The sequence below is a fragment of the Atopobium sp. oral taxon 810 str. F0209 genome, from assembly GCF_000466405.1.
GTDB lineage: Bacteria > Actinomycetota > Coriobacteriia > Coriobacteriales > Atopobiaceae > Olegusella.
Map to the genome: position 1 here is coordinate 1 of NZ_KE952958.1, position 21391 is coordinate 21391.

Consider the following 21391-nt stretch of genomic DNA (forward strand, 5'->3'; position numbering starts at 1 on the left):
AAAATTTGTGGATGGTTCGCTTTTCGAGTTTTTGAAAAATATGACCGCAGGTCAGGATTTATGAAAACTCGAAGAATAAATCATCTGTGTTAATGGATGCCGAAACTTGAACCATTTGCGGTTTGTAGCCCAGTCCCCTGGTTTTGGAAAGGTTCGAAAAGTCTTTCTTGCTTCTATCCATCACATCGAACTATCACAGGTATTTCGCAAAAAAGATTTTGCGCCCCCTTTCAAGCAAAGCCACGAATTGAAACTGTAACAAAGTTTTCCTTGCATCTTTGGACTTCACTCACTATCCTTGCTTTAGCACACTAAAGTTTAGTTAACTAAAGTGGCTACTCAAAAAGTATGCACGGCTTACACGACAGGGGGAATCAAGATGAGCATCCAGGATAAGCAAATCAACCGTAGGTCTTTTATCAAGGCAAGTGGTTTTGCTGCTAGCGCAGGTATTCTCAGCATGCTCGCAGCTTGTGGAAGCAAGCCAACAGCCACGGGATCGGCAGCGGATAGTGCAGGTTCTGCAACAAAGAAGAGTTTTGAACTCATCGTCGGCTTTGATGAGGCTTTCCCACCCTACGGTTACCTTGACAAAGACGGCAACTACACCGGCTTTGACCTTGATCTCGCAAAGGCCGTCTGCGAAAAAGAAGGTTGGACCTTCACCCCCACCCCCATCAACTGGGATGCAAAAGATGCCATGCTCAACTCCGGTCAGATTAACTGTATTTGGAACGGCTTTACCATCGAAGGTCGCGAGAAGGACTATGCATTTACTGACGCGTATATGGAAAACCGCCAGGTTATCGTTGTAAAGTCCGACTCAAACATCAAAAAGCTTACCGACCTCAAAGATAAGCGCGTTATCACCCAGGCTGACTCGGCCGCCCTCGAGCTGCTCTCTGAGGGCGGAAGCCAAGAGGAACTCGCCAAGACCTTTGCAAAACTCGACACCATCGGCGAGTACAACACCGCATTCATGTCCCTTGAGCAGGGCAGTTATGACGCGATTGCTGTCGACTATCCCGTTGCCGTCTTTAATATCGACGGCCGCTCAGAGTTCACCATTCTTGATGAGTCTTTGAACTCCGAGCACTTTGGAGTCGGCTGTGCAAAAACCGACGAAGGCAAGAAGCTCGCAGCCACCATCGAAGCAGATCTCCAAGCGCTCGACGCCGACGGCACCGTCAAAAAGATTTGTGAGAAGTATAGTAATCAGGGTGTTTCTTATGACCTGTGGTGTCTGCCCAAGGCATAAGCCACCCCTAACAAGCTATGATTCTAAGACCGCGGCTCACGCAGTCGCGGTCTCCTTTTGGGAAAGCGGTTCGAAAACAGTTTGCACTGGGAAAGCAGTTCGAAAGCGGTTCGAAAGCAGTTCGCACATCAACCTTATGACAGGATGGCAGTATGGAAGTCTCTATCATGTTCCAAAAACTCATCGAGGGCTATGGCATCAGTCTCGATATTTTCTTTGTCACCTTGATAGGAGCAACTCTGCTGGCAATCCCTGTCGCCCTAGGACGCCTCTCCCGCATCAAGCCACTCGCATGGCTTATCAGCATCTATATCAGCCTGATGCGTGGCACGCCTTTAATGTTACAGATGTTCGCGGTCTTTTTTGCACCGTATTACGTATTTGGCATCACAATGGGACCCGGTTACATGATGGTGGCTGTTCTTGCATCCTTTGTGATTAACTATGCCGCCTATTTTGCAGAAATCTATCGCTCGGGCATCCAGAGCATGCCACGTGGCCAATATGAGGCAGCCAAAGCTTTGGGGTATTCGCGCAGTCAAACCTTCTTTCGCATCATTTTGCCTCAGGTTGTCAAACGTATCCTCCCTGCTATGGGAAATGAAATTGTGACGCTGGTCAAAGACACTTCGCTGGCATTCTCCATTGGAGTCATCGAGATGTTTACCACAGGCAAGGCGCTAGTTGCTCGCGAGCACACGATGATACCTTTTGTTATCGCAGCAGCAATTTATTGGATAACCTGTCTCATCATCGAGGCTCTGCTTCGCCGCGCCGAAAAAAAGCTTGCCTACTATCACGACTAAGTCATGCTCAGCTACCTCAAAATAGTCCTGCTTACTTACACTAAGTTCTGTTAACCCACACTCAATCCGCCAAGCAAAGCTAAGGAATCCGCAATGCTCAAAAAGAAGCCCCAACGCAAGCTTCCCACGCCCGATATTTCTTACTCCTCGCTCGTCGGCCTACCAGCCGTCTACTTGCGAGGCGCTCGTAAGTCCTTTGGCGAAAACGAAGTGCTGCATGACATCTCTCTGACGATTAACCGCGGAGAAGTACTGTCTATTATCGGTCCATCGGGCGCGGGCAAGTCTACCTTGCTGCGGTGCTTGACACTGCTTGATAGTTTTGATTCGGGCGAGCTATCCTACGACAGTATCGTGGTATGCAAGCCGCGCGGATCCGAACTTGATTCTCGTGCCAAGAAGGACCCAAATCCCGAAACTGGTGAGCATACTCTCGACATTCAACCTGCCATCTATGATAGAGCCGCTATGCAGCGCGCACGCATGCGCTTTGGCATTGTATTTCAGGACTACAACCTCTTTCCGCACATGACGGTGCTGCAAAATGTGATGGATGCACCGCTGGTGGTGCAGAAACGTAATCCAGCAGAAGTTGAGGAGCAGGCCCGCAAGCTACTTGAACGCCTAGATCTCACAGAGCATGCGGACAAGGTTCCCTGTCAGCTCTCGGGCGGCCAGCAGCAGCGCGTCGCAATCGCGCGGGCGCTCTGTATGAAGCCTCGCGTGATTTTCTTTGACGAAGCAACCTCTGCCTTGGATCCTCGCTTGACCGACGATATGGTCAAACTGATTCGCTCTCTGGCAGAAGAAGGTATGGCTGTCGGACTAGTTACTCACGAGATGGGTTTTGCGCGAGCTGCTTCCGATCGCGTATGTCTGCTGCTAGATGGTCGCATTGTAGAAGAGGGCACACCTGAGGAGGTTTTTGATCGTCCGAGCGATCCTCGCACCCGCGCGTTCCTTGCCTCCCCTACCAAGGAATAAATTGGGACACCTAGAGCGCGCTCTACACGTGAGTTCCTTGCAATTTTTTTGCAGCAACCCTCTCTGCAGCAACTCCGCTACAAATTTTTGTTGCAGCAGCCGTACGAATTCCTAAAAATCCCTCTAAATCGTTGAAACCTCAGGTTGCAACGCGACGCATCTACCAGGCAATTCTTGGAAAATTACTGGTAGATAGGGGTAAGAAAAAATCGTTGCAACCTGAGGTTGCAACGATTTGTAGGCTGAGGTTGCAACGATTTAGCTCGCATATAGGCGATCGACGGCTGGTTTAGAAGCACGACTACCCAAACCTACAAGAGCTGTTCGGCAATCTGAACAGCATTAGTAGCCGCACCCTTGCGAATTTGATCGCCACACACCCAATAGGTCAGCGCATTCACGCCATCAGGCGCCGAGAGATCACGGCGGATACGGCCTACATAGATAAGATCCTGGTCGGATGTCTCAAGCGGCATAGGATATTCAGCTGCCGCCAAATCATCCACCACACGTACACCAGGAGCACAAGCCAAAATCTCGCGCGCCTCATCCACTGAAATGGGATGCTCAAACTCCGCTGTGATTGACTCGGAATGCGAACGCATAACAGGCACACGCACGCAGGTGCAATTCACACGCAGCTCAGGCAAGTGCATAATCTTGCGACCCTCATAGAGCATCTTCATCTCTTCGCTGGTATAGCCTGCCTCCTTCTCAGAACCAATCTGAGGAATGAGGTTGGCCGCCAACTGATGTGCAAACGGAGCTGTATTGCCCACGGGCTCACCTGCAGCCACCGCCTCCATCTCACGCTCAAGCTCCTTCAAGCCAGGCATACCTGCACCAGATGCCGCTTGATAGGTCGAGACTATCATGCGCTTTAAACCCGCCTGCTGATGCAAGGGCCAGGTAGGCACAAGACCGATAATCGTGGCACAGTTGGGATTGGAGATAATACCTTTGTTGTTTTTGGCATCTGCCGCATTGATTTCGGGAATCACCAGTGGCACATCAGCATCCATGCGGAAAGCATGGCTATTATCAACGCACACAGCACCGCGAACTACCGCCTCAGGCAGCAATTCGCGAGCGATATCATCACCTGCAGCTCCCAGTACAATATCAACGCCCTCAAAGGCTTCAGGAGCCGCGAGAACGGCCGGGATCTGTTTGTCATGGAATACCACCGTACGACCTACCGAACGCGCACTCGCAAGCGGCACCAAGCGGCTAACGGGAAAATCACGCTCTTCCAAACACTTCAGCATCTGCGTACCCACTACACCAGTGGCACCCAGAATAGCAACAGTTTTTCCGCTCATACTAACTCCCACCTAAACTTTTTCGTGCGCAGCAAAGCCGTCATACATTACGCGAATTGCACGCTCAAAGTCATCGTTGTCTACGCCGACAATAATCGAAATCTCCTGTGAGCTCTGAGTAATCAGGCGGATATTGATACCTGCCTTGCCCAATACGCCAAAGATAAGGCCTGACGAGCCAGGACGACGACGCAGATTGCGGCCCACAATGGAAATCAGAGCCAGTTTGTCGGTCACCGTAATATCATCGGGCGCCACCTCGCGACGCAAATCGGTGATGATGGGATAAATCTTGTCCTTTACATCGGCGCTATTCACCACAATGCCAAAGGAGTCAACGCCTGTCGGCAGATGCTCTATCGAAACGCCGTAACGCTCAAATACTGATAAAGCAGAACGCACTACGCCCACCTTGTCGGACATATGCGTCTTCTGGATATGTACTGCTGTAAAATCCTTGCGACCAGCAATACCCGTAATGAGATGCTCGACTTCACGTTCTTCGGCCGTCTCACGGATAGTTGTGCCTTTACGGTCGGGCGAGTTGGTGTCTTTAATCTGGATGGGAATATTGGCCTCACGTACCGGGAAAATTGAATCTTCCTGCAGCACCGTAGCGCCCATATAGGAAAGCTCGCGCATCTCATCAAAGGTAATACGATGAATCGCACGCGGCATATCGACGATATGTGGATCGGCAGACAAGAAGCCCGGCACATCTGTCCAGTTTTCATAGACGTTTGCTTCGAGACAGCGAGCAAGCACAGCACCGGTAATATCTCCGCCGCCACGCTGAAAGAGCTTGACCGTACCGTCAACGGTGCAACCATAAAAACCTGGCAGTACAAAGCCACGCGGATTGCGCTGAGCTGCTTCTTTTACACGAATTGCCGTACGTTCAAAGTCCACCGTACCATCGTGATGAAAAACAATCGTGTCCGAGGCATCTACAAAAGGCAGCCCTAGATACTCAGCCATCAACTGTCCCGTAAAAAATTCACCGCGACTCACGATATATTCGGGCGACAGCGAAGTTACCACCGAGGAAAACTCCTCGAACTTCTCGGCTACTGGATACTTGAGATCCAACGACTTTGCAACCTCAACAAAGCGTTGCTCGATTTGGGAGAGCAGCGGCTGAGAATCCACATGGTACTGAATATGTGCATTGGCAAGCAGCAATAAATCGGTAATTTTATTGTCATCCGAAAAACGTTTGCCCGCTGCCGATACCACCACAAAACGGCGGTCAGGATCGGCTTGGATAATGCTTTTTACCTTGCGAAACTGCTCGGCGCTCGCGACCGAGGACCCGCCAAATTTTGCAACCTTAATCATGAACTAGGCGTCCTTCCTAGGGAGCGAAAAGATGAGCGCCTCGGGGTCAATCTCGCGAGCTTTCGCCAAAAGCTCGCTTGCACAAACTGGGTTGATATTTTTGATAAGCCAAGCGTCAGCACCGTAGGCCTTCCAACCTTCTTTGGCCGCCATAGCAGCAGCGCCATCACAGCGCAATACATAATCGCCCAACAGAAGATCTGCGTCAAAACTCATCTCATCGCATATTGCAAAGTTGGGACGCTCCCCCGCCATGTAATCAAGGACATCCTGCACCATTGCGTTGCCCGTAGGCAGAGAACCAGCGCCCTGACCATAGAATTTTAGCTCACCTACCGTGGTACCTGTGAGCGATAGAATATTAAAGTTGGCAGGAACGTTAGCTTCGGTTGCCGTCTGGGGTAACGCCACGGGCTCGACAACGGCGGCGTAGCGCTGCCCTTTGCGCATTGCTCGACCCATCAATTTGACGCGACGGCCGTGGACCGCAAAAAGAGCCACATCACTGCTTTTAAGAGAACGAATACCTGTGGTGCAGACCTGCTCGGCAGAACAAACCGCATCAAAGGCGGCAAGACAAGAAATAATAATTTTGTTGCGGACATCAATACCATCGATATCTGCGGACGGATCTGCTTCTGCATAGCCTAAACGCTGCGCTTCGGCAAGCACCTCATCAAAGCTGGCGTCACCCGTCTCAAGGGAAGTAAGCAAGTAGTTGGTCGTACCATTCATAATGCCTGACACAGCAGAAATCTCATCAATACGACGAGCGTTGCGAATTGAGGACAGCCATGGCACACCGCCACCTACAGCAGCCTCGCAGAGTAGTGGCACGCCTGTAGTCTGCGTTAGCTCCACAAACTCGTTCAAATGCGCAGCCACAACAGCTTTGTTGGAAGTCACCACAGGTTTTCCCGCCTTGAGCGCGCGCACGATAAAGCTATGCGCAGGCTCAATGCCGCCCATGCATTCCAGCACCACATCCACAGTGTCATCTGCCAAAATGTCCTCATAATTAGAGGTCATACGCGGATCGCTTAGGCGGTCGGGCAGCTCGAGAATGCGCGTTACCCTGATATCGGGAAGACTCTTACAAATCTCGTCGACACCTTTACCCACGGTGCCACATCCCAAAAGAGCGATGTTCATCTCATTCCTATCTTTCGTTTGTGTTTACGCTTTCGCATAAGCACGTTTGCAGTTCTATGATAGCTACAAGGCACAGACCCACGAAGAGCTAGGAGCCCATCTTGGCACGTTTGTATCACAGCACACGCTCCATTGAGCCCTCTGTAACAAGTAAGCAAGCTATTCTTGCCGGAATTGCTCCAGATGGGGGTCTGTATGTCTCAGATTCCCTCAAGAATCTCAAAATTGACCTCGCGGCGGCATGTACGGAGGACTATCACGCCCTCGCTTGTCGTGTATTGGGGTTGCTGCTTCCCGACTTTAGTAAAGAAGAAATTGCAGATTGCGTGACAGCGGCTTACGGCAAGCGTTTTGACACACCTGTCATTACTCCTTTAGTACCTGTAGGTGACGTGTGGATGTTAGAGCTCTGGCATGGCCCCACCTGCGCCTTCAAAGATGTAGCGTTGCAGATGCTGCCTCGTCTCATGTCAGTCGCACGCAAAGATGCACATGATGACAAGCAGATCATGATTGTGACAGCAACATCAGGGGATACGGGCAAGGCAGCCCTTGAGGGTTTTGCGGATGTAGCTGGCACAGGAGTTGCAGTCTTTTATCCAGATGGTGGCGTATCCGACGTACAGCGTTTACAAATGGTCACCCAGCGTGGCCGCAACGTGGCCGTCTGTGGTATACACGGCAACTTTGATGATGCTCAGACCGAAGTCAAACATATCTTTGCCGACCAAAAGCTTGCCGAGCGTCTATCCCAGAAGAACATTGCTCTATCCAGTGCAAACTCCATTAATATAGGTCGCCTGGTGCCTCAGGTGGTCTATTACTTCTCAGCATACAAGCAACTCATTGACAAAGCTGTCATTCAACTAGGTGATTCTGTGGAGTTCTGTGTACCTACAGGCAATTTTGGTGATGTGCTTGCAGGTTATTATGCCAAACTCTTGGGACTACCTATATCGCGCCTCATCGTAGCGTCCAACATCAATGATGTGCTTTTTGATTTCATCTCGACTGGTCGCTATGACCGCCTGCGCCCCTTTGAAAAGAGTCTCTCGCCTTCGATGGATATCCTTGTGTCCTCCAACCTTGAGCGTCTGCTCTATTACCTATCTGAGGGGGATACCAAACTAGTATCTGAGCTCATGGACCGCCTGGAGCAAGAGGGATCCTACGAGCTGCCTGAAGCTCTGCTTCACCGCCTGCACGAGCTTTTTGCCTGCGGTCGCGCTACAGATGAAGAGACGCAAGCAACCATACGTGATATTTGGGAAGAATCCCAAGTGCTCTTGGATACGCATACCGCTGTTGCGATGCATGTGCTTCGCAAGCAGCCTCGCGACGAAGGCATTCCTCGCGTTTGTCTCTCCACCGCCAATCCTTATAAGTTCCCCGCCTCTGTCCTTGAGGCACTGGGGCAAAGCACAGAAGGCTTGGATGGATTTGAATGCATGCAAGCCTTACAAAAATTCACGGATGTACCCGCACCACACCAGCTTGCCGAACTCAAACAACTACCTGAACGCCACCTTGACCTCTGCGAACGCGAGCAGATGAACAGTTACATTGAGCACACGGCAGAAAGGTTGTTGTCATGAGTGAACCCCGCGCGCTAAAAATCCAAGTCCCCGCAACTTCTGCCAATGTGGGTGTCGGCTTTGACTGCTTGGGCCTTGCTCTCGATATGATGGCAACCTTTACCTTTGTGCCAAGCACTGACGGTCAGCTGCATATCGAAGGTTGCGAGTCTCGTTTTTGTGGTGCTGACAATCTGGTATGGACCTCGTACTGCCACACCTGCTCTGAACTGGGGATTATCGAGGAGTTGCTTAACATCACTATTGACTCCCCTATTCCTCTGGCGGGGGGTTTGGGGTCAAGTTCTGCTTGTATTGTGGCTGGTATTGCTGCTGCTTATGCGCTGTCGGGCTTGAGTTTAGATCGAGAACGCATCATTCAGATGGCAAGTTCGTTGGAAGGACATCCGGACAATGTGGCACCCGCCGTTTTGGGAGGTTTGGTTTGCTCCTTTAGCAATGCGGGACGTGTATGGACTCAGCGTTTTGACGTCGCTGAGGAACTACGCTTTGTTGCTATTGTGCCGCCTTACGAGGTGCGTACCGCCGAGGCACGGCGCGTGCTACCAGCGGAGGTACCCATGGCAACAGCCGTCTGGCAGACGGGCCGCTGTGTTGCTATGGTGCGAGCACTCGAGACGGGCGACGCGGAGCTACTTGCTGCCTGTGCGCATGATAAGTTGCACGAGCCCTATCGCGCACGCTTGATTCCTGATTACGAAGCTTTGCGCTCGGCGGCACTTAGTTCGGGAGCTTCGGCTTTTGTAATTTCGGGTTCGGGTGCAACCATGCTTGCTATCTGCAAAAACGAGCAGAAAGCTGCTGGGGTCAGACGCATGCTTGCCACAATGGAAAGCGTTTCTGCCGCAGAAGGAGCACGTCGCGGCCTGCGAATCGAGACTCTACAAGCCTGCAAAACTGGTTTGAAAATTCTCGCCGGCTAGCCCAGTGGGCCATCGCTCGTGCTGCCATACGCCCATGCAGGCGGTTCATAATGCACCCTTTCTCTCGTAGGCGGTTCAAAAAGCACCCTTGCGCCAATTTTTACCTTTTCGCGTACTCGGTACGCTTTTGAACCTCCTGTGGAAAACGTTATGCATCGGGTTCACAATGCGCCCTTTTGCCCACATCAGGTTCAATATGCGCCCTTGCGGCAATTTTTATCTGGGGTTTCTCGAACCGTTTGGTACGGTTTTGAACCGTCTGCATTAAATGCTATACAACGGGTTCAATAAGCACCCGCAGCAAAAAAGTAAGCAGTGCTTTTGTGGAAGCAGAGTGACGGTTTTGAACCGTTTGCGAAGATTGCAACGGTATTGAACCGCCTGCGTAGGGCTGGGGACGCTTTTGAACCACTTACGGGGCGTGAAGCAAGCAACACGACGCAGGTTTGACAGGCTAATTACCCAGCTGCTTATTGAGCATGATGGAAAGTATCGTCTCGTCGGTATGCTGCATGCCTTCTCGCACAAAGGTACCAATATTGCGAATGGTATCCTCCACATCATCAAAGACAATGCCATCCAAGCTCGAAGGCGAAATATCCGCCAAAGCCAAAGCAGAGCAATGCACCGCAGCGTTGGTACCTGCAGCAATCTTGAGTGCACAAGTAGCTTTGGCGCCATCGCAAATCATACCTTGAAGCATGGCAATCATATTGTTAACTGCTGCTTCAAGCTGAGCTTCGGTACCGCCTTGCAAGTAGGTCATACCACAGCAAGCACCTGTACCACCAGCGATTCCCGAACCACAAAGCGGAGACAACCTGCCCATATACTCCTTGAGATGACATACCACCAGCTCAGAAATCGCAAGCGCACGCGATAGTTCCTCGTCACTGGAACCCAACTCGCGCGCCAGCTCAATCACCGGCACCGTACAAGCAATACCTTGATTGCCTGACCCCGCCACCGTCATTACCGACAGCTGACAACCAGCCATACGGGCATCGCTGCCTGCAGCTGTTGCCGCCATGATACGCAGAGCAATATTGTTAAGCAGCATTGAGCTACTGCCACTCGTACCTGAGGCAATCTTTTCACCCACACGCAGACCATAGCCACCCGAAAGGCCTTCTTTGCTCACAGCCGTATTCAATGGAACACATTCAAGCAAAAAAGCGATATCAGCAGCATCAACACTCGTAGCAAAGTCATAGATATTCTTGATAGTCAGACCTGTACCCGCATCAGAAGCACTGCTTACGCTCAGAGGCTTATCACAAATCACCTCACCATTGTGCTCGATACGCACCACATTGGTATGATCGCGCACCACAACTGCACGGCTTGTCTCACCTGTCACAGATTTGAGCTGCGCCTCGATAAAGAGTTGCTCGTCGGTAGCTTTTTGCTCTACCTGAATACGTTCTTCGGCAACCATCTGACGTGCAAGCTCCAACTGTTCGGAAGCAAAATTAGCCAGAACTTCCAGGCGTGCATCAGAACGTCGCACTACCGCACCCAAGGCAGCCGCAATTTCAATACCCACGGCACCAGTACCAGGGATACCAACGCCCAAGGCATTTTTGATGATATTGGCAGAAAGCAGCAGGTGAATTTCTTTGATGTCTGCAGGATTGCAGCTCAACTGCTCGGATGCAACCGATACGGCAAAAGCAACCGCAATAGGCTCGGTGCAACCCTGAGCGGGCATGACTTCATTTTTGAGCATACCAAGAAAGTCGGGCAAAGCCTGCGTTGTCATCATTCCTCCTACTCGCTTGTCTCCCCATCTCCTTCGAGGAAACCGCCCGTCTGTCGCGACCACAGACCAGCATACTCGCCACCAGCGGCTGTAAGCTCGGCGTGTGTACCATCCTCCACAATTTTGCCGTCAGCGAGCACAACTATGCGGTCAAGAGCAGCAACTGTGGACAAACGGTGAGCAACAACAATTGCGGTACGCCCACGCATAAGATTTTCCAGCGCTCCTTGCACCAACGCCTCACTCTCGGAGTCCAGCGCAGACGTTGCCTCATCAAGCACCAAGATAGGTGCATCAACCAAAATTGCACGTGCTATAGCCACACGCTGGCGTTGACCGCCCGAAAGTTTGGCTCCGCGCTCGCCCACCATAGTATCTAGGTCCTGTGGTAGGCGCTCAATAAACTCCATCGCATTGGCCTGCTTGGCAGCTTGACGAATTTCCTCGTCACTTGCATTAGGCTTGCCATAAGCAATATTGTCCCTAACCGTTCGATGAAATAGCAGCGGCTCCTGAGGCACATAGGCAACCTGTGAACGCAAGCTTTGCTGCGTGCAATGAGAGACATCCTGACCATCTACCAGCACCTGCCCATCTTGCACGTCATCTAGTCGCAGCAATAATTTGGTCAGGGTCGTCTTGCCCGAGCCGGAGCGTCCCACCAAACCAACGCGTTGTCCTGCGGGAATATGCAGTGACAGGTCTGTAAAGACCTTCTCTCCTGCCGGCGCATCAGGATAAGCAAAACCAATATGACTAAAGTCGATAGCGCCTTCACCAACCTTGAGAGGACGAGCATCCTCATCGTCTGCAACCAGTAGAGGCTCATCTAGCACACGTGTCATCTCAGCTGCATCGCCCAGAGAATTATTGATACGCGTCATCATCGAATTGAAGTAGTTCACGCGCATGGTGAGGTTGTAGGTATAGGTAAAAATCATCACCAATGTACCTGCAGAAATGCCAAACCAAGCATTGCCGCCAGCTACAAAAATCGAAGCAATGGTCATGATTGCTGTAATCAAGGCGCTCGTAGTAAAGCCGCGGGCAAGCATAGCGTGCATGGTTGCTGTCTGGGCTCCACGTGCATCCCTATCGGCTGCAACAAAAAGCTCGCGTTCAAAGTCCTCACGACCGCTTGTCTTGACTGCAAGAATATTGGTTACCGCATCAGAAAGCACACCAGAGAGACGGTTTTGTGCAGATGAACTCGCTTCGGAAAGCGGCAAAATCCTCTTATAAAGCTTATAGGCAATGGTGACATAAATCACGAGCGTGATGAAGAGGATAACCACATAAAGAGGCACCAGCGGGGCAAGCATCACGATGGTGCAAATGATGGACGCAACCGTTGGAATAAGCGAATAAACCACTACATCCACAAGTCCCGTATAACCTGAGGTAAAGCGGCTTGTTTGGCTCACCAACGCCCCACCAAAACGCCCGTTGTGGAAAGTCATAGACTGGTTGGAAAGCGTATCAAAACACAGACGTGAGAGCCGATAATTGCCATTGATTTCAAGCTTATAGACGCTGTAATCTTGCAACTTTGAAAGCACCTGACCCACAGCATTAACAAGCACCAAAGCGGCAATATACGGTCCAAAAACCTGCCATACCTGATCTGGCGTTACCTGACCTTGTTGCACGCGGTCAACCACCAAGCCCATCACATAAGTATTAATAAAGGTTAGAAGCACGATATAGCCTGCAGAAGAACTCACCGAAAGGGTCGTGATACCAGGCATTTTCTTGGTTACATCCCAAAAGCGCTGTAAGGTACGACGCGTAATTGTAGGGTCAAGTTTGCCCTGTTTGCGTTGTGACATACAAAAATTCCCCTCAACAAAGTATCAGTTGAGGGGAATCCTACCCATTTATCGTAAACTCAAGCAGCGCATCTAGGCTCTAGCAACGCAATTGACCTCAAGCAGCGCAACTAATTGAACTCAAGCAACGCGCTTACACTCTGGCAACGCGACTAAGCTCCAGTCGCGCAAGCGCGATTAACCTCCCAGATAAGCTTTGCGCACACGATCATCCGCAGCAAGTTCAGAAGCAGGACCATCCATCGCGATATGACCCGTCTCAAGAACATAAGCGCGATCAGCAACAGAAAGTGCCATCTGAGCGTTCTGTTCAACCAAAAGCACGGTAGATCCGTCATCGTGCAAACGGCGAATAATATTGAAAATCTCCTGCACGAGAATAGGTGCCAAGCCCATCGAAGGTTCGTCGAGCATGAGCAGACGTGGGCGGCTCATCATGGCACGCCCCATGGCAACCATCTGCTGCTCACCACCCGAAAGCGTACCTGCAATCTGACGACGACGTTCCTTCAAACGTGGAAAAATAGCAAAGACACGCTCCATATCGTCGGCGACTTCGTTTTTGGGACGAGTATAGCCGCCCATCTCGAGATTTTCTTCTACGCTCATAGCCTGGAAAAGAGACCTACCCTCAGGGCACAACGCCAAACCTTTGGGAACTAACTCATTTGCTGGAACATCTGCAATAGACTCCCCTGCAAACTCAATCTCACCTGCACGCGGCACCATCAAACCCGAAACCGTTTTGAGCGTGGTGGATTTACCTGCACCATTAGCGCCAATCAGGGTAACAACCTCGCCCTCCTCAACATCAAAGGAGATGCCCTTAATGGCATGGATCGAGCCATAGTACACATGCATATCTCGCACGGAAAGCAATGCCATAGCTTAGGCCTCCTTCTCTGCAGAGGCATCGGCTTGAGCGCCCAAATAAGCCTCGATAACCTCGGGATTGTTTTGAATCTCTTCGGGCGTACCCTTGGCAATAATCTTGCCGTAGTTCAAAACAGCAATGCCCTCGCAGATACCCATAACAAGATCCATGTCGTGCTCAATCAACATAATGGCAATCTGGAACTCATCGCGAATCTTAAGAATACTGTCCATCAAATCAGAGGTCTCGGAGGGATTCATGCCTGCCGCAGGCTCATCAAGCAACAAAAGCTTGGGCTCAGTTGCAAGAGCGCGGACTATCTCAAGACGACGCTGAGCACCATAAGGCAAAGAACCCGCAGAAACTTGGGCAAGATCAGCCATATCAAACACATCAAGCAGTTCAAGAGCGCGCTTATGGAAGGCCTTTTCGCTCTTGAAAAACTGTGGTGTACGAAAGATGCCATTGAGCATCGAACATTTCACCTGATTGTGCAGGCCAATGCGCACATTATCCTCAACCGATAGGTTGGAAAAGAGGCGAATGTTCTGGAAAGTACGAGCAATACCCGACTGATTGACCTTGGGAACACTCATATTGTTGAGATCCTGACCATCCAACAAAATCGTACCCCGTGTGGGCTGGTAGACCTTAGTCAGCAAGTTAAAGATAGTCGTTTTGCCTGCGCCGTTAGGACCAATAAGACCGGCAATCTCAGTACGACCTACAGCAATATCAAAATCCTCAACAGCATGCAGACCACCAAAGTCAATACCCAAATGGCGACATTCGAGGATGGGTTCTTTACCGAGGTCGCGCTCGGGCACAATAGAGGTCGAAGGCAAAGGCACCATCTTGGTATTAACACGACGAGCTTTGATACCAGACTGCTGGCTCTCGGGAGCTGACACGACCTGCTTTTCTTCCTTAGTCATTGGCGCCATCCTCCTTTGCGCTCGCAGCACCAGCCCCTGCAACAGCTACCTGAGGAGCAACCTTCTTTTTGCGGCTCTTTTTGAAATGGTTTTTGAATCTACGCAGTACCATACGTGCCTGCTCGTTGTTGGAGATAAGCATAACGGCAATCAGCACGACAGAGTAAATCAGCATACGGTACGTAGACAGGAAACGCAGGGCTTCGGGAAGCACGGTCAGCACTGCTGCTGCAATCATGCCACCACGGATATTGCCAATACCGCCCAAAACAACAAACACCAGCACCATGATGGAATTGTTGAAATCAAATTTGCTGGGGATAAAGCTTGAGTAGTTCAGACCATAGAGTGCACCTGCCATACCAGCAAGCACCGCCGAAACCACAAAGGCCATCATACGGTACTTCATCGAATTGATACCGCAGGCCTCCGCCGCAATGCGATTATCACGAACGGCGAGAATTGCACGACCAGAACGGCTATTAATGAGGTTAAGTGCCACAAAAAGGCAAAACAGTACCAACAAGATGCCCACGATAAAGCTTGCAATTGTATTAACGCCAACTGCACCTTTAGGACCCGCAAGCAAAACTTTGCCTGCCTGAGACATATGTAGTGAACTCTCGCTATTCATGCTGAAGTGCAAACCACTCTCATCCATTCCTACATAAAGATTGTTCAAGATATTCTTGATAATCTCGCCAAAGGCCAGGGTAACAATGGCCAGATAGTCACCGTGTAGGCGCATAACAGGAATAGAAATCAAGAAACCCATAACGCCGGCAAGCAATCCACCGACAAGCATCGAGATTACAAGGATTGCAGGCTCATTACCTGCCACTCCCCCTACAAGAGCAGCAGCAACGACACCGGAAAAAGCACCAATACTCATAAATCCAGCATGTCCCAGCGAAAGCTCGCCCGAAATACCAACAACAAGATTGAGAGAAATTGCCATGCATACATACGCACAGATGGGCACCAGCTGGCCTTGGAGCGAATAAGACAGGATATGCGTTGCAATCAAAATTTCACAGACAACAAAAAACAGTACAACGATGCCATAGGTAATGAGATTTGAACGCAAAGATCGAGACATTTTGTATTCCATAGGGCTACACCTTCTCGTTCACAGGCTTGCCCAAAAGGCCAGCAGGTCGAACCAACAGCACAATAATCAATACACCAAAAACGATAGCGTCAGTGAACTTGGTAGAGACGTAGGTACGAGCAAACATCTCGATGACACCCAAAATAAGACCACCCAAAAACGCACCAGGAATCGAGCCAATGCCACCAATAACTGCAGCAATAAAGGCTTTGATACCAGGCATGGAGCCCGTCATGTAATATAGCGTAGGATAAGACGAGCAGAGCAAAACGCCAGCTACTGCAGCCAAGCCAGAACCAATAGCAAAGGTGAGTGAGATGGTCTTGTTAACATTGATGCCCATAAGCTGAGCAGCACCCTTATCTTCGGAGACAGCACGCATTGCTTTGCCCATTTTGCCCCGCTGTGTAAAGAGCGTCAGCGCAACAGCAACAATAGCGCAGACCACAATAGAGACAAGTGCGGTGGACTTGATGGTAAGACTTCCAATTTGCAAGGGACCAAAAGGTACGACTGACTTGAATACCTTAGGATTGGAACCAAAGAGCAACAACGCACCGTTTTCCAAAAAATAAGATACGCCAATAGCGGTAATCAGTACGTCAAGCGAAGGAGCATTGCGCAGCGGCTTATAAGCAAGACGCTCGATAACAATGCCAAGCAGCGTGCAACCTACAATGGAAATGAGTACTGCCAGCAGTGGTGGCAATCCAAACAGTCCCATCATAAAGAAGCAAATATAAGCTCCAACCATAATAATATCGCCGTGAGCAAAGTTCAGCATACGTGCGATGCCATAGACCATGGTATAGCCCAGAGCAATAACGGCATAAATACTGCCGAGCGACAGTCCATTTATAAGGGTGGACAAGAATTGCATGTAACGCGCCCCTTCTCACTCGTACCTAACAACAAGGCGGAGGTGGCCATAGCCGCCTCCGTCCTGTCCTTGCACTCAATGTCGGACTTTAGGCAACTACCTGATACTTGCCGTCCTTAATAACGTAGCACTGAGGAACCTTGGAGACCGTACCATCCTCACTCCAAGTCATATCAGCACCAGTCAGACCAGTAAACTTAAAGTCCTTTGCCGTAAAGCTTGCTACAAGCTTATCGCAGATGTCAGATGCAGACATATCCGACGTAGCTCCAGATGCCTCAATGGCCTGCTTAACTGCATAAACACAATCATAGGCATCTGCAGCAAACTGATTGGGCTTAACACCATCAGAGAGCTTGGAGAAGGCATCAACAAACTTTTGAGTGTTCTCGTCCTCAGAGTCAGCCGTGAAAGGCGTAATGAGGTAGAGACCTTCAGCAACGCTGGCATCAAAACCATCCTGTTGCAGGATGCCATCCATGCCGTCCATGCCGACGAACTTAAATTCGTAGCCATTATCTTTTGCCTGCTGAAGCACAAGGCCGCCCTGCTGATAATAGAAGGGCATAACGACAACTTCTGCACCCGCATCCTTAAACTTGCCCAGCTGAGAAGTAAAGTCCGTATTGTTGTTGGAGTCAAAAGACTCGTCAGCAACAATCTCAAGACCCTGACTCTTTGCTTCTTCAACAAAACCATCGTGCAAGCCAGTGGAGTAGGTATCACCCTGATCATGCAGGATTGCAATTTTGGTGCCGAGCTTCTTTTGAGCAACCATATCTGCCGAAATCTTGCCTTGGTTGGGATCGGTAAAGCACATCTGGAACACATTGGATTTGCGACTTGAACCCTCACCGACAACATCAACAGAGGATGCAGAAGGCGTCAACTCAAAGATATTATCCTTGTTTGTCTTGTCAGAAACTGCCACGCAAGGAGCGGTGGTCGTGGTACCAACAAGAATCTGAAGACCCCAATCCTTGAGATTGTTGTAAGCATTGACCGAAGTCTCAGCAACGTGTGTGTCATCCTGACAGTTATAGGAGAAGGTCACGTCACCAGCAGCCTTGTTGATTTCGTTTACTGCAACCTGTGCACCCCAGTCCGTAGCAGTGCCATAAATTGCAGCTGCACCAGTCAAAGGACCGATATTGCCAACCTTAAACGAACCCTTGGGTCCCTCAATTTGACTCTTTGCCTTTTCGCCTGAATCCCCAGAGCCAGCGCTACCAGAGTTACCGCAACCAGCTAGAGCTAGACCAGCAGTAGCAATACCAATGGTGCCCAGAAAGTTCCGGCGCGTCAGATTTGTCTTCATAATCGGTCCCCCTTCTGTTGAACTTTCTCAAATTGCGTAAAGCTCCTCCCTACGCAATTTGGGCTTACCACACTCTAGAGGGAACACGATGCCACCCCAATACAGGATGGCATCAATTTTTTAGTCTGTAACACTAAACTGTTTATTTAGAAATATAAGTGCCTAAATTCAGCTAGAAGCAGCTAAACTGCTGATCTATGCCTCGTTTGCAAAACGGTAAACACTTTCTTCTTGGGACTTGACGGCCTCATTTTCTGCATCTTTTGCAACGCCTGCCATATGCTTGGGTACATAGTTGCTCTTTGCATGCTCTGTACGGGCGATATTAAATAACGTCGGTGCTGAAGACATAGATCCACCTTCAAGTACACGAAGATAATCGCGAGAGCTACGCTTTACAACATCGGAGCTGTTATTCTCAATTTCTTGGCGAAGCAGATAATCTACGTAACTGGACTTATCCACCACCTCGGGATGACCAGCAACAGGACGGAAGGGTAGCACTGCTGTAGGCGTATCGGGCGCATGCAAGGTAGAAGGATCTAATTCATCACTTGGGGTACCTGCTGCAGTTGCAGGCTCGGTATCACGAGCTTCCATGGCCGTCATGGCCTGATTCCACAAATCTTCAGTATTATCCACGCAAGCAAAATTGCGGTGTTCAGGATAGATTCCCAAATCAACTTCAGGTATGCGGCAGCGAATCTGATCGGCGCGCAAAACAGACTGCGTATTGGACACTACCGTGGGGTTTACATGCGGTTTTGCAGGCTGGGGGACCTCAGATGTTGCTGGCGATACATGACGATGAGCCAAAGTGGCATCAAAGTCTTTTTCAGCTGCAAGCACAAACTTGTCTCGACGAAGGTTTGCTGCCATAGCAGCATCCCACCAACCAGTACCCACATCACCCACACTGCCATCGGCGCGCGTAATCACAGGCACATCCTGCAACATGTCCTGACCTAGACGCTGAGTGAGCATAGCCTTGACACCTGCAGCGCGAGAAGCCATGCGCTGTTTCCAACTCAGTTTCTCGACATAGTTTTCGGCAATATCTGCATAGTCGGTAGCAACGTGCGCTCCAAGGCTATCAGCTGAGCCGTTTGGAGCAAGTGCTGCTGAAACTTCTGCCTGCTCATCTGTCTTATCCTGTACAGCTTCAGAAACTACATCCAACACAACAGGCATACCAGCATACGTATCTCCTGCAAGAGAAGCAAAACTTGCATCTGCCGAGACAGATTCTTTGCTTGTACGCTGTTCTGTTTGCCGCTGTTCTGCTCGCCTATCTAACTGCTCGGATATGACAAAGATAACAAAACTGACAATGCCACAAGCAACAGCACCTGTTGCCATACCCATCAAAAAATCGGCCGACGCATGCATAGTGGGCAGCGTGAGCGCCGCTGCAGAGCGACCCATAGCATAAGCAGGCCTCGCAAGCGAAGTTGTAGCAGCACCAAGAAGACCGGCCACAATAGCTGGCGAATGCGTTGTATACTTCATGGTTCCTCCCCGCTCGCTTACCTGTGCAGCGGGGTACACGAAAGCTAAGGCAAAAGCGCCTTGGTACAGCTTTTGCAACGGCTTGCTGTGTTTTAGTTTCGTGTACCGTCGCGTTTTATCTCGACAAAAAAGTCCAGACTTGATGCAACTATAATTCATATCTTAAGAAATGCAAGGATGAAGCTGGTCATTTGTGAAAATTAGTGCCTCTTCTGATGCAAAAACTAGCAGCGTTTCTTACCATATGCTCAAATATCGCTGTGGCCTCTATACCCCGCAAATCGTTGCAATCTCAGGTTGCAACGTTTTTCCTTAACAGGCTAATTATCTGCAATTTTCTGTATTTCAGCAGGTAGATCAATTTCGTTGCAACCTCAGGTTGCAACGATGTAAGCACTGGGTAACTTGCTAAGTTTGGTTATTCGAGACATATTTATCCAAAAAGCTACCGTTTGCGGCCTTAAATATACTTCTCGGTACAAAACCAGCTTCTGTTTTAGCTAAGCCGATAAATAAGTACTACTCTATACATGAGTCTCGAAACGAGAGACTAACAGCATGGTCATAATGGCGATGGGAGAGATTATGTTTTTGTTGCCTACATTTCATATCTCTACAGCAATTATCTTAAACATATAAAAAGACGCGACCTTATGTGCTTAAAGCTTTACAAATGTAGAGACATATATGGTTGCGTTGCTTCCAAATTTGTGAGCAATAGCTGACGCTAGCTGGACATAGGTGTTCGGTATGCAAAAAATTTGGAGTTGGAATATGGAAGCAATTCGAAAATATTTTCCTCGCATAATTTTGGCAGCTGCATGTATATATACTGTATGCTACATTATATTTTTTAGAGATTTTGCATATATTCACTATGATTTTAGGTTTTCGTTTATATGCATGTTATTTGCGCTGCCGATAATTACCTGTGCTATTGGAATGTTTGTTGCATCAAAAGTACTACATGCAACGTCACTGCTAGCCACAAGACACAAAAACATACTCAAAGGCGTCATTTGGCTTGTCGTAATAGTGCTCTATATTGCGTTATTTCTATTGAAAAATAATTTTAGTCAAGCAAAGCCATTGCTTTCGGGTCCCTTGGCTCAATCCACCTTCGATGTAGTTGTCTATGCAATAGAGCATGGCGGCCTGGTTGTTGGCTTGCTGTATGGAACATTGGCTAATAATTCAGGTAAGGTGAACACAGAATGAAGCGCTATACACACTATGTATAGACAGTAAAGAAATGTATTTTCTTAATTATTGGAGTCATACTTGCTTCAGGCATTGCACCCCAATTGGTTTATGCGAGAACCAATCCAAACAACGAAAATAGAGTTCCAGAGCCTCGCAAAATGCTGATAATTCAACAAGATGATGGTACATGCCTTGAGGCAAAAGTGGAATGCATTCAAAATAAAACAACAGCAAACAGGAATGAAATAGTGTCGCATACGGAAACGTACAAAAGTGACCTATATCTCAACTACAATACATCAACTCAGTCATATACTCTTTCCGCCAATCGCTATGATAATTCAATTTCAGTTAAGTCATACTTAACTATTCGGTATAAGAAGAATTCGTCTGGATTTGTTCTTCTAACAAGTGTGTCAGGCAAATGGGTAGTTGCTGACCATACAGTATCTGTCACTCGTGCTAAGTTGAGATATGGCTGCGGTAACGAAGGTGGAGGAAATCCTTCAGTATCACGAATTGTGAGCAATAATTTCTCTTATAACACAGGCTACACACATTATGTCGCGATGGGCACGACAATGGCAACTGC

At 49.4% G+C, this 21391-nt stretch carries 17 protein-coding genes; 6 read left to right on the plus strand and 11 right to left on the minus strand.

The window, feature by feature from the left end:
• Window positions 1–379: 379 nt before the first annotated feature.
• The 3 genes from HMPREF9069_RS06600 (at window position 380) to HMPREF9069_RS06610 (ending at window position 3048) form a co-directional block, all read left to right on the plus strand.
• Window positions 380–1258 carry a transporter substrate-binding domain-containing protein gene (locus tag HMPREF9069_RS06600; protein ID WP_021626435.1) on the plus strand — a complete coding sequence of 293 codons (879 nt, stop codon included), beginning with the start codon at window positions 380–382 and terminating at the stop codon, window positions 1256–1258.
• 152 nt (window positions 1259–1410) lie between these two features.
• Window positions 1411–2064: an amino acid ABC transporter permease gene (locus tag HMPREF9069_RS06605; RefSeq protein WP_021626436.1), complete on the plus strand. Its 654-nt coding sequence runs from the start codon at window positions 1411–1413 to the stop codon at window positions 2062–2064.
• A gap of 93 nt (window positions 2065–2157) precedes the next feature.
• Entirely contained in the window at window positions 2158–3048 is an 891-nt protein-coding gene (locus HMPREF9069_RS06610) for an amino acid ABC transporter ATP-binding protein (protein WP_021626437.1), read from the plus strand.
• A 311-nt stretch (window positions 3049–3359) separates the two neighbouring features.
• Here the strand turns inward: HMPREF9069_RS06610 and HMPREF9069_RS06615 are convergent, their stop codons facing one another.
• From HMPREF9069_RS06615 to HMPREF9069_RS06625, 3 genes are read right to left on the minus strand one after another with little or no spacing between them, the layout of a single operon-like run.
• Window positions 3360–4370, minus strand: a complete 1011-nt coding sequence (locus tag HMPREF9069_RS06615; protein WP_021626438.1) for an aspartate-semialdehyde dehydrogenase — start codon at window positions 4368–4370, stop codon at window positions 3360–3362.
• Window positions 4371–4382: 12 nt separating this feature from the next.
• Entirely contained in the window at window positions 4383–5708 is a 1326-nt protein-coding gene (locus tag HMPREF9069_RS06620) for an aspartate kinase (protein WP_021626439.1), read from the minus strand.
• 3 nt (window positions 5709–5711) lie between these two features.
• A complete protein-coding gene (locus HMPREF9069_RS06625; protein ID WP_021626440.1) occupies window positions 5712–6860 on the minus strand; it encodes a homoserine dehydrogenase in 1149 nt (382 codons plus the stop codon).
• 101 nt (window positions 6861–6961) lie between these two features.
• On the opposite strand from HMPREF9069_RS06625, the gene thrC reads away from it, so the two are divergent.
• Both thrC and thrB read left to right on the plus strand, forming a co-directional pair.
• A complete protein-coding gene (gene thrC / locus HMPREF9069_RS06630) occupies window positions 6962–8455 on the plus strand; it encodes a threonine synthase (protein WP_035438727.1) in 1494 nt (497 codons plus the stop codon).
• Window positions 8452–9378 (plus strand): homoserine kinase, encoded by a 927-nt coding sequence (gene thrB, locus HMPREF9069_RS06635; RefSeq protein ID WP_021626442.1) that lies wholly within the window; start codon window positions 8452–8454, stop codon window positions 9376–9378. The genes thrC and thrB overlap by 4 nt, the downstream gene beginning before the upstream one ends.
• A 454-nt stretch (window positions 9379–9832) precedes the next feature.
• Here the strand turns inward: thrB and HMPREF9069_RS06640 are convergent, their stop codons facing one another.
• The 8 genes from HMPREF9069_RS06640 to HMPREF9069_RS06675 all read right to left on the minus strand — a co-directional run bounded on the left by HMPREF9069_RS06640 (window position 9833) and on the right by HMPREF9069_RS06675 (window position 19596).
• Window positions 9833–11140 carry an L-cysteine desulfidase family protein gene (locus HMPREF9069_RS06640; protein ID WP_035438728.1) on the minus strand — a complete coding sequence of 436 codons (1308 nt, stop codon included), beginning with the start codon at window positions 11138–11140 and terminating at the stop codon, window positions 9833–9835.
• Between the two features lie 8 nt (window positions 11141–11148).
• Window positions 11149–12969, minus strand: a complete 1821-nt coding sequence (locus HMPREF9069_RS06645) for an ABC transporter ATP-binding protein (protein WP_021626445.1) — start codon at window positions 12967–12969, stop codon at window positions 11149–11151.
• Window positions 12970–13146: 177 nt separating this feature from the next.
• Window positions 13147–13854, minus strand: coding sequence for an ABC transporter ATP-binding protein (locus tag HMPREF9069_RS06650; protein ID WP_021626446.1), 708 nt, complete (start codon window positions 13852–13854; stop codon window positions 13147–13149).
• 3 nt (window positions 13855–13857) lie between these two features.
• A complete protein-coding gene (locus HMPREF9069_RS06655; protein WP_035438736.1) occupies window positions 13858–14697 on the minus strand; it encodes an ABC transporter ATP-binding protein in 840 nt (279 codons plus the stop codon).
• 73 nt (window positions 14698–14770) lie between these two features.
• Entirely contained in the window at window positions 14771–15889 is a 1119-nt protein-coding gene (locus tag HMPREF9069_RS06660) for a branched-chain amino acid ABC transporter permease (protein WP_021626448.1), read from the minus strand.
• Window positions 15890–15893: 4 nt separating this feature from the next.
• Window positions 15894–16769, minus strand: a complete 876-nt coding sequence (locus HMPREF9069_RS06665) for a branched-chain amino acid ABC transporter permease (RefSeq protein WP_021626449.1) — start codon at window positions 16767–16769, stop codon at window positions 15894–15896.
• 88 nt (window positions 16770–16857) lie between these two features.
• Window positions 16858–18087, minus strand: a complete 1230-nt coding sequence (locus HMPREF9069_RS06670; RefSeq protein ID WP_021626450.1) for an ABC transporter substrate-binding protein — start codon at window positions 18085–18087, stop codon at window positions 16858–16860.
• A gap of 195 nt (window positions 18088–18282) precedes the next feature.
• Window positions 18283–19596 carry a hypothetical protein gene (locus HMPREF9069_RS06675; protein ID WP_035438729.1) on the minus strand — a complete coding sequence of 438 codons (1314 nt, stop codon included), beginning with the start codon at window positions 19594–19596 and terminating at the stop codon, window positions 18283–18285.
• Between the two features lie 774 nt (window positions 19597–20370).
• On the opposite strand from HMPREF9069_RS06675, the gene HMPREF9069_RS06680 reads away from it, so the two are divergent.
• Window positions 20371–20814: a hypothetical protein gene (locus tag HMPREF9069_RS06680; RefSeq protein WP_035438731.1), complete on the plus strand. Its 444-nt coding sequence runs from the start codon at window positions 20371–20373 to the stop codon at window positions 20812–20814.
• The last annotated feature ends 577 nt before the right edge of the window (window positions 20815–21391 follow it).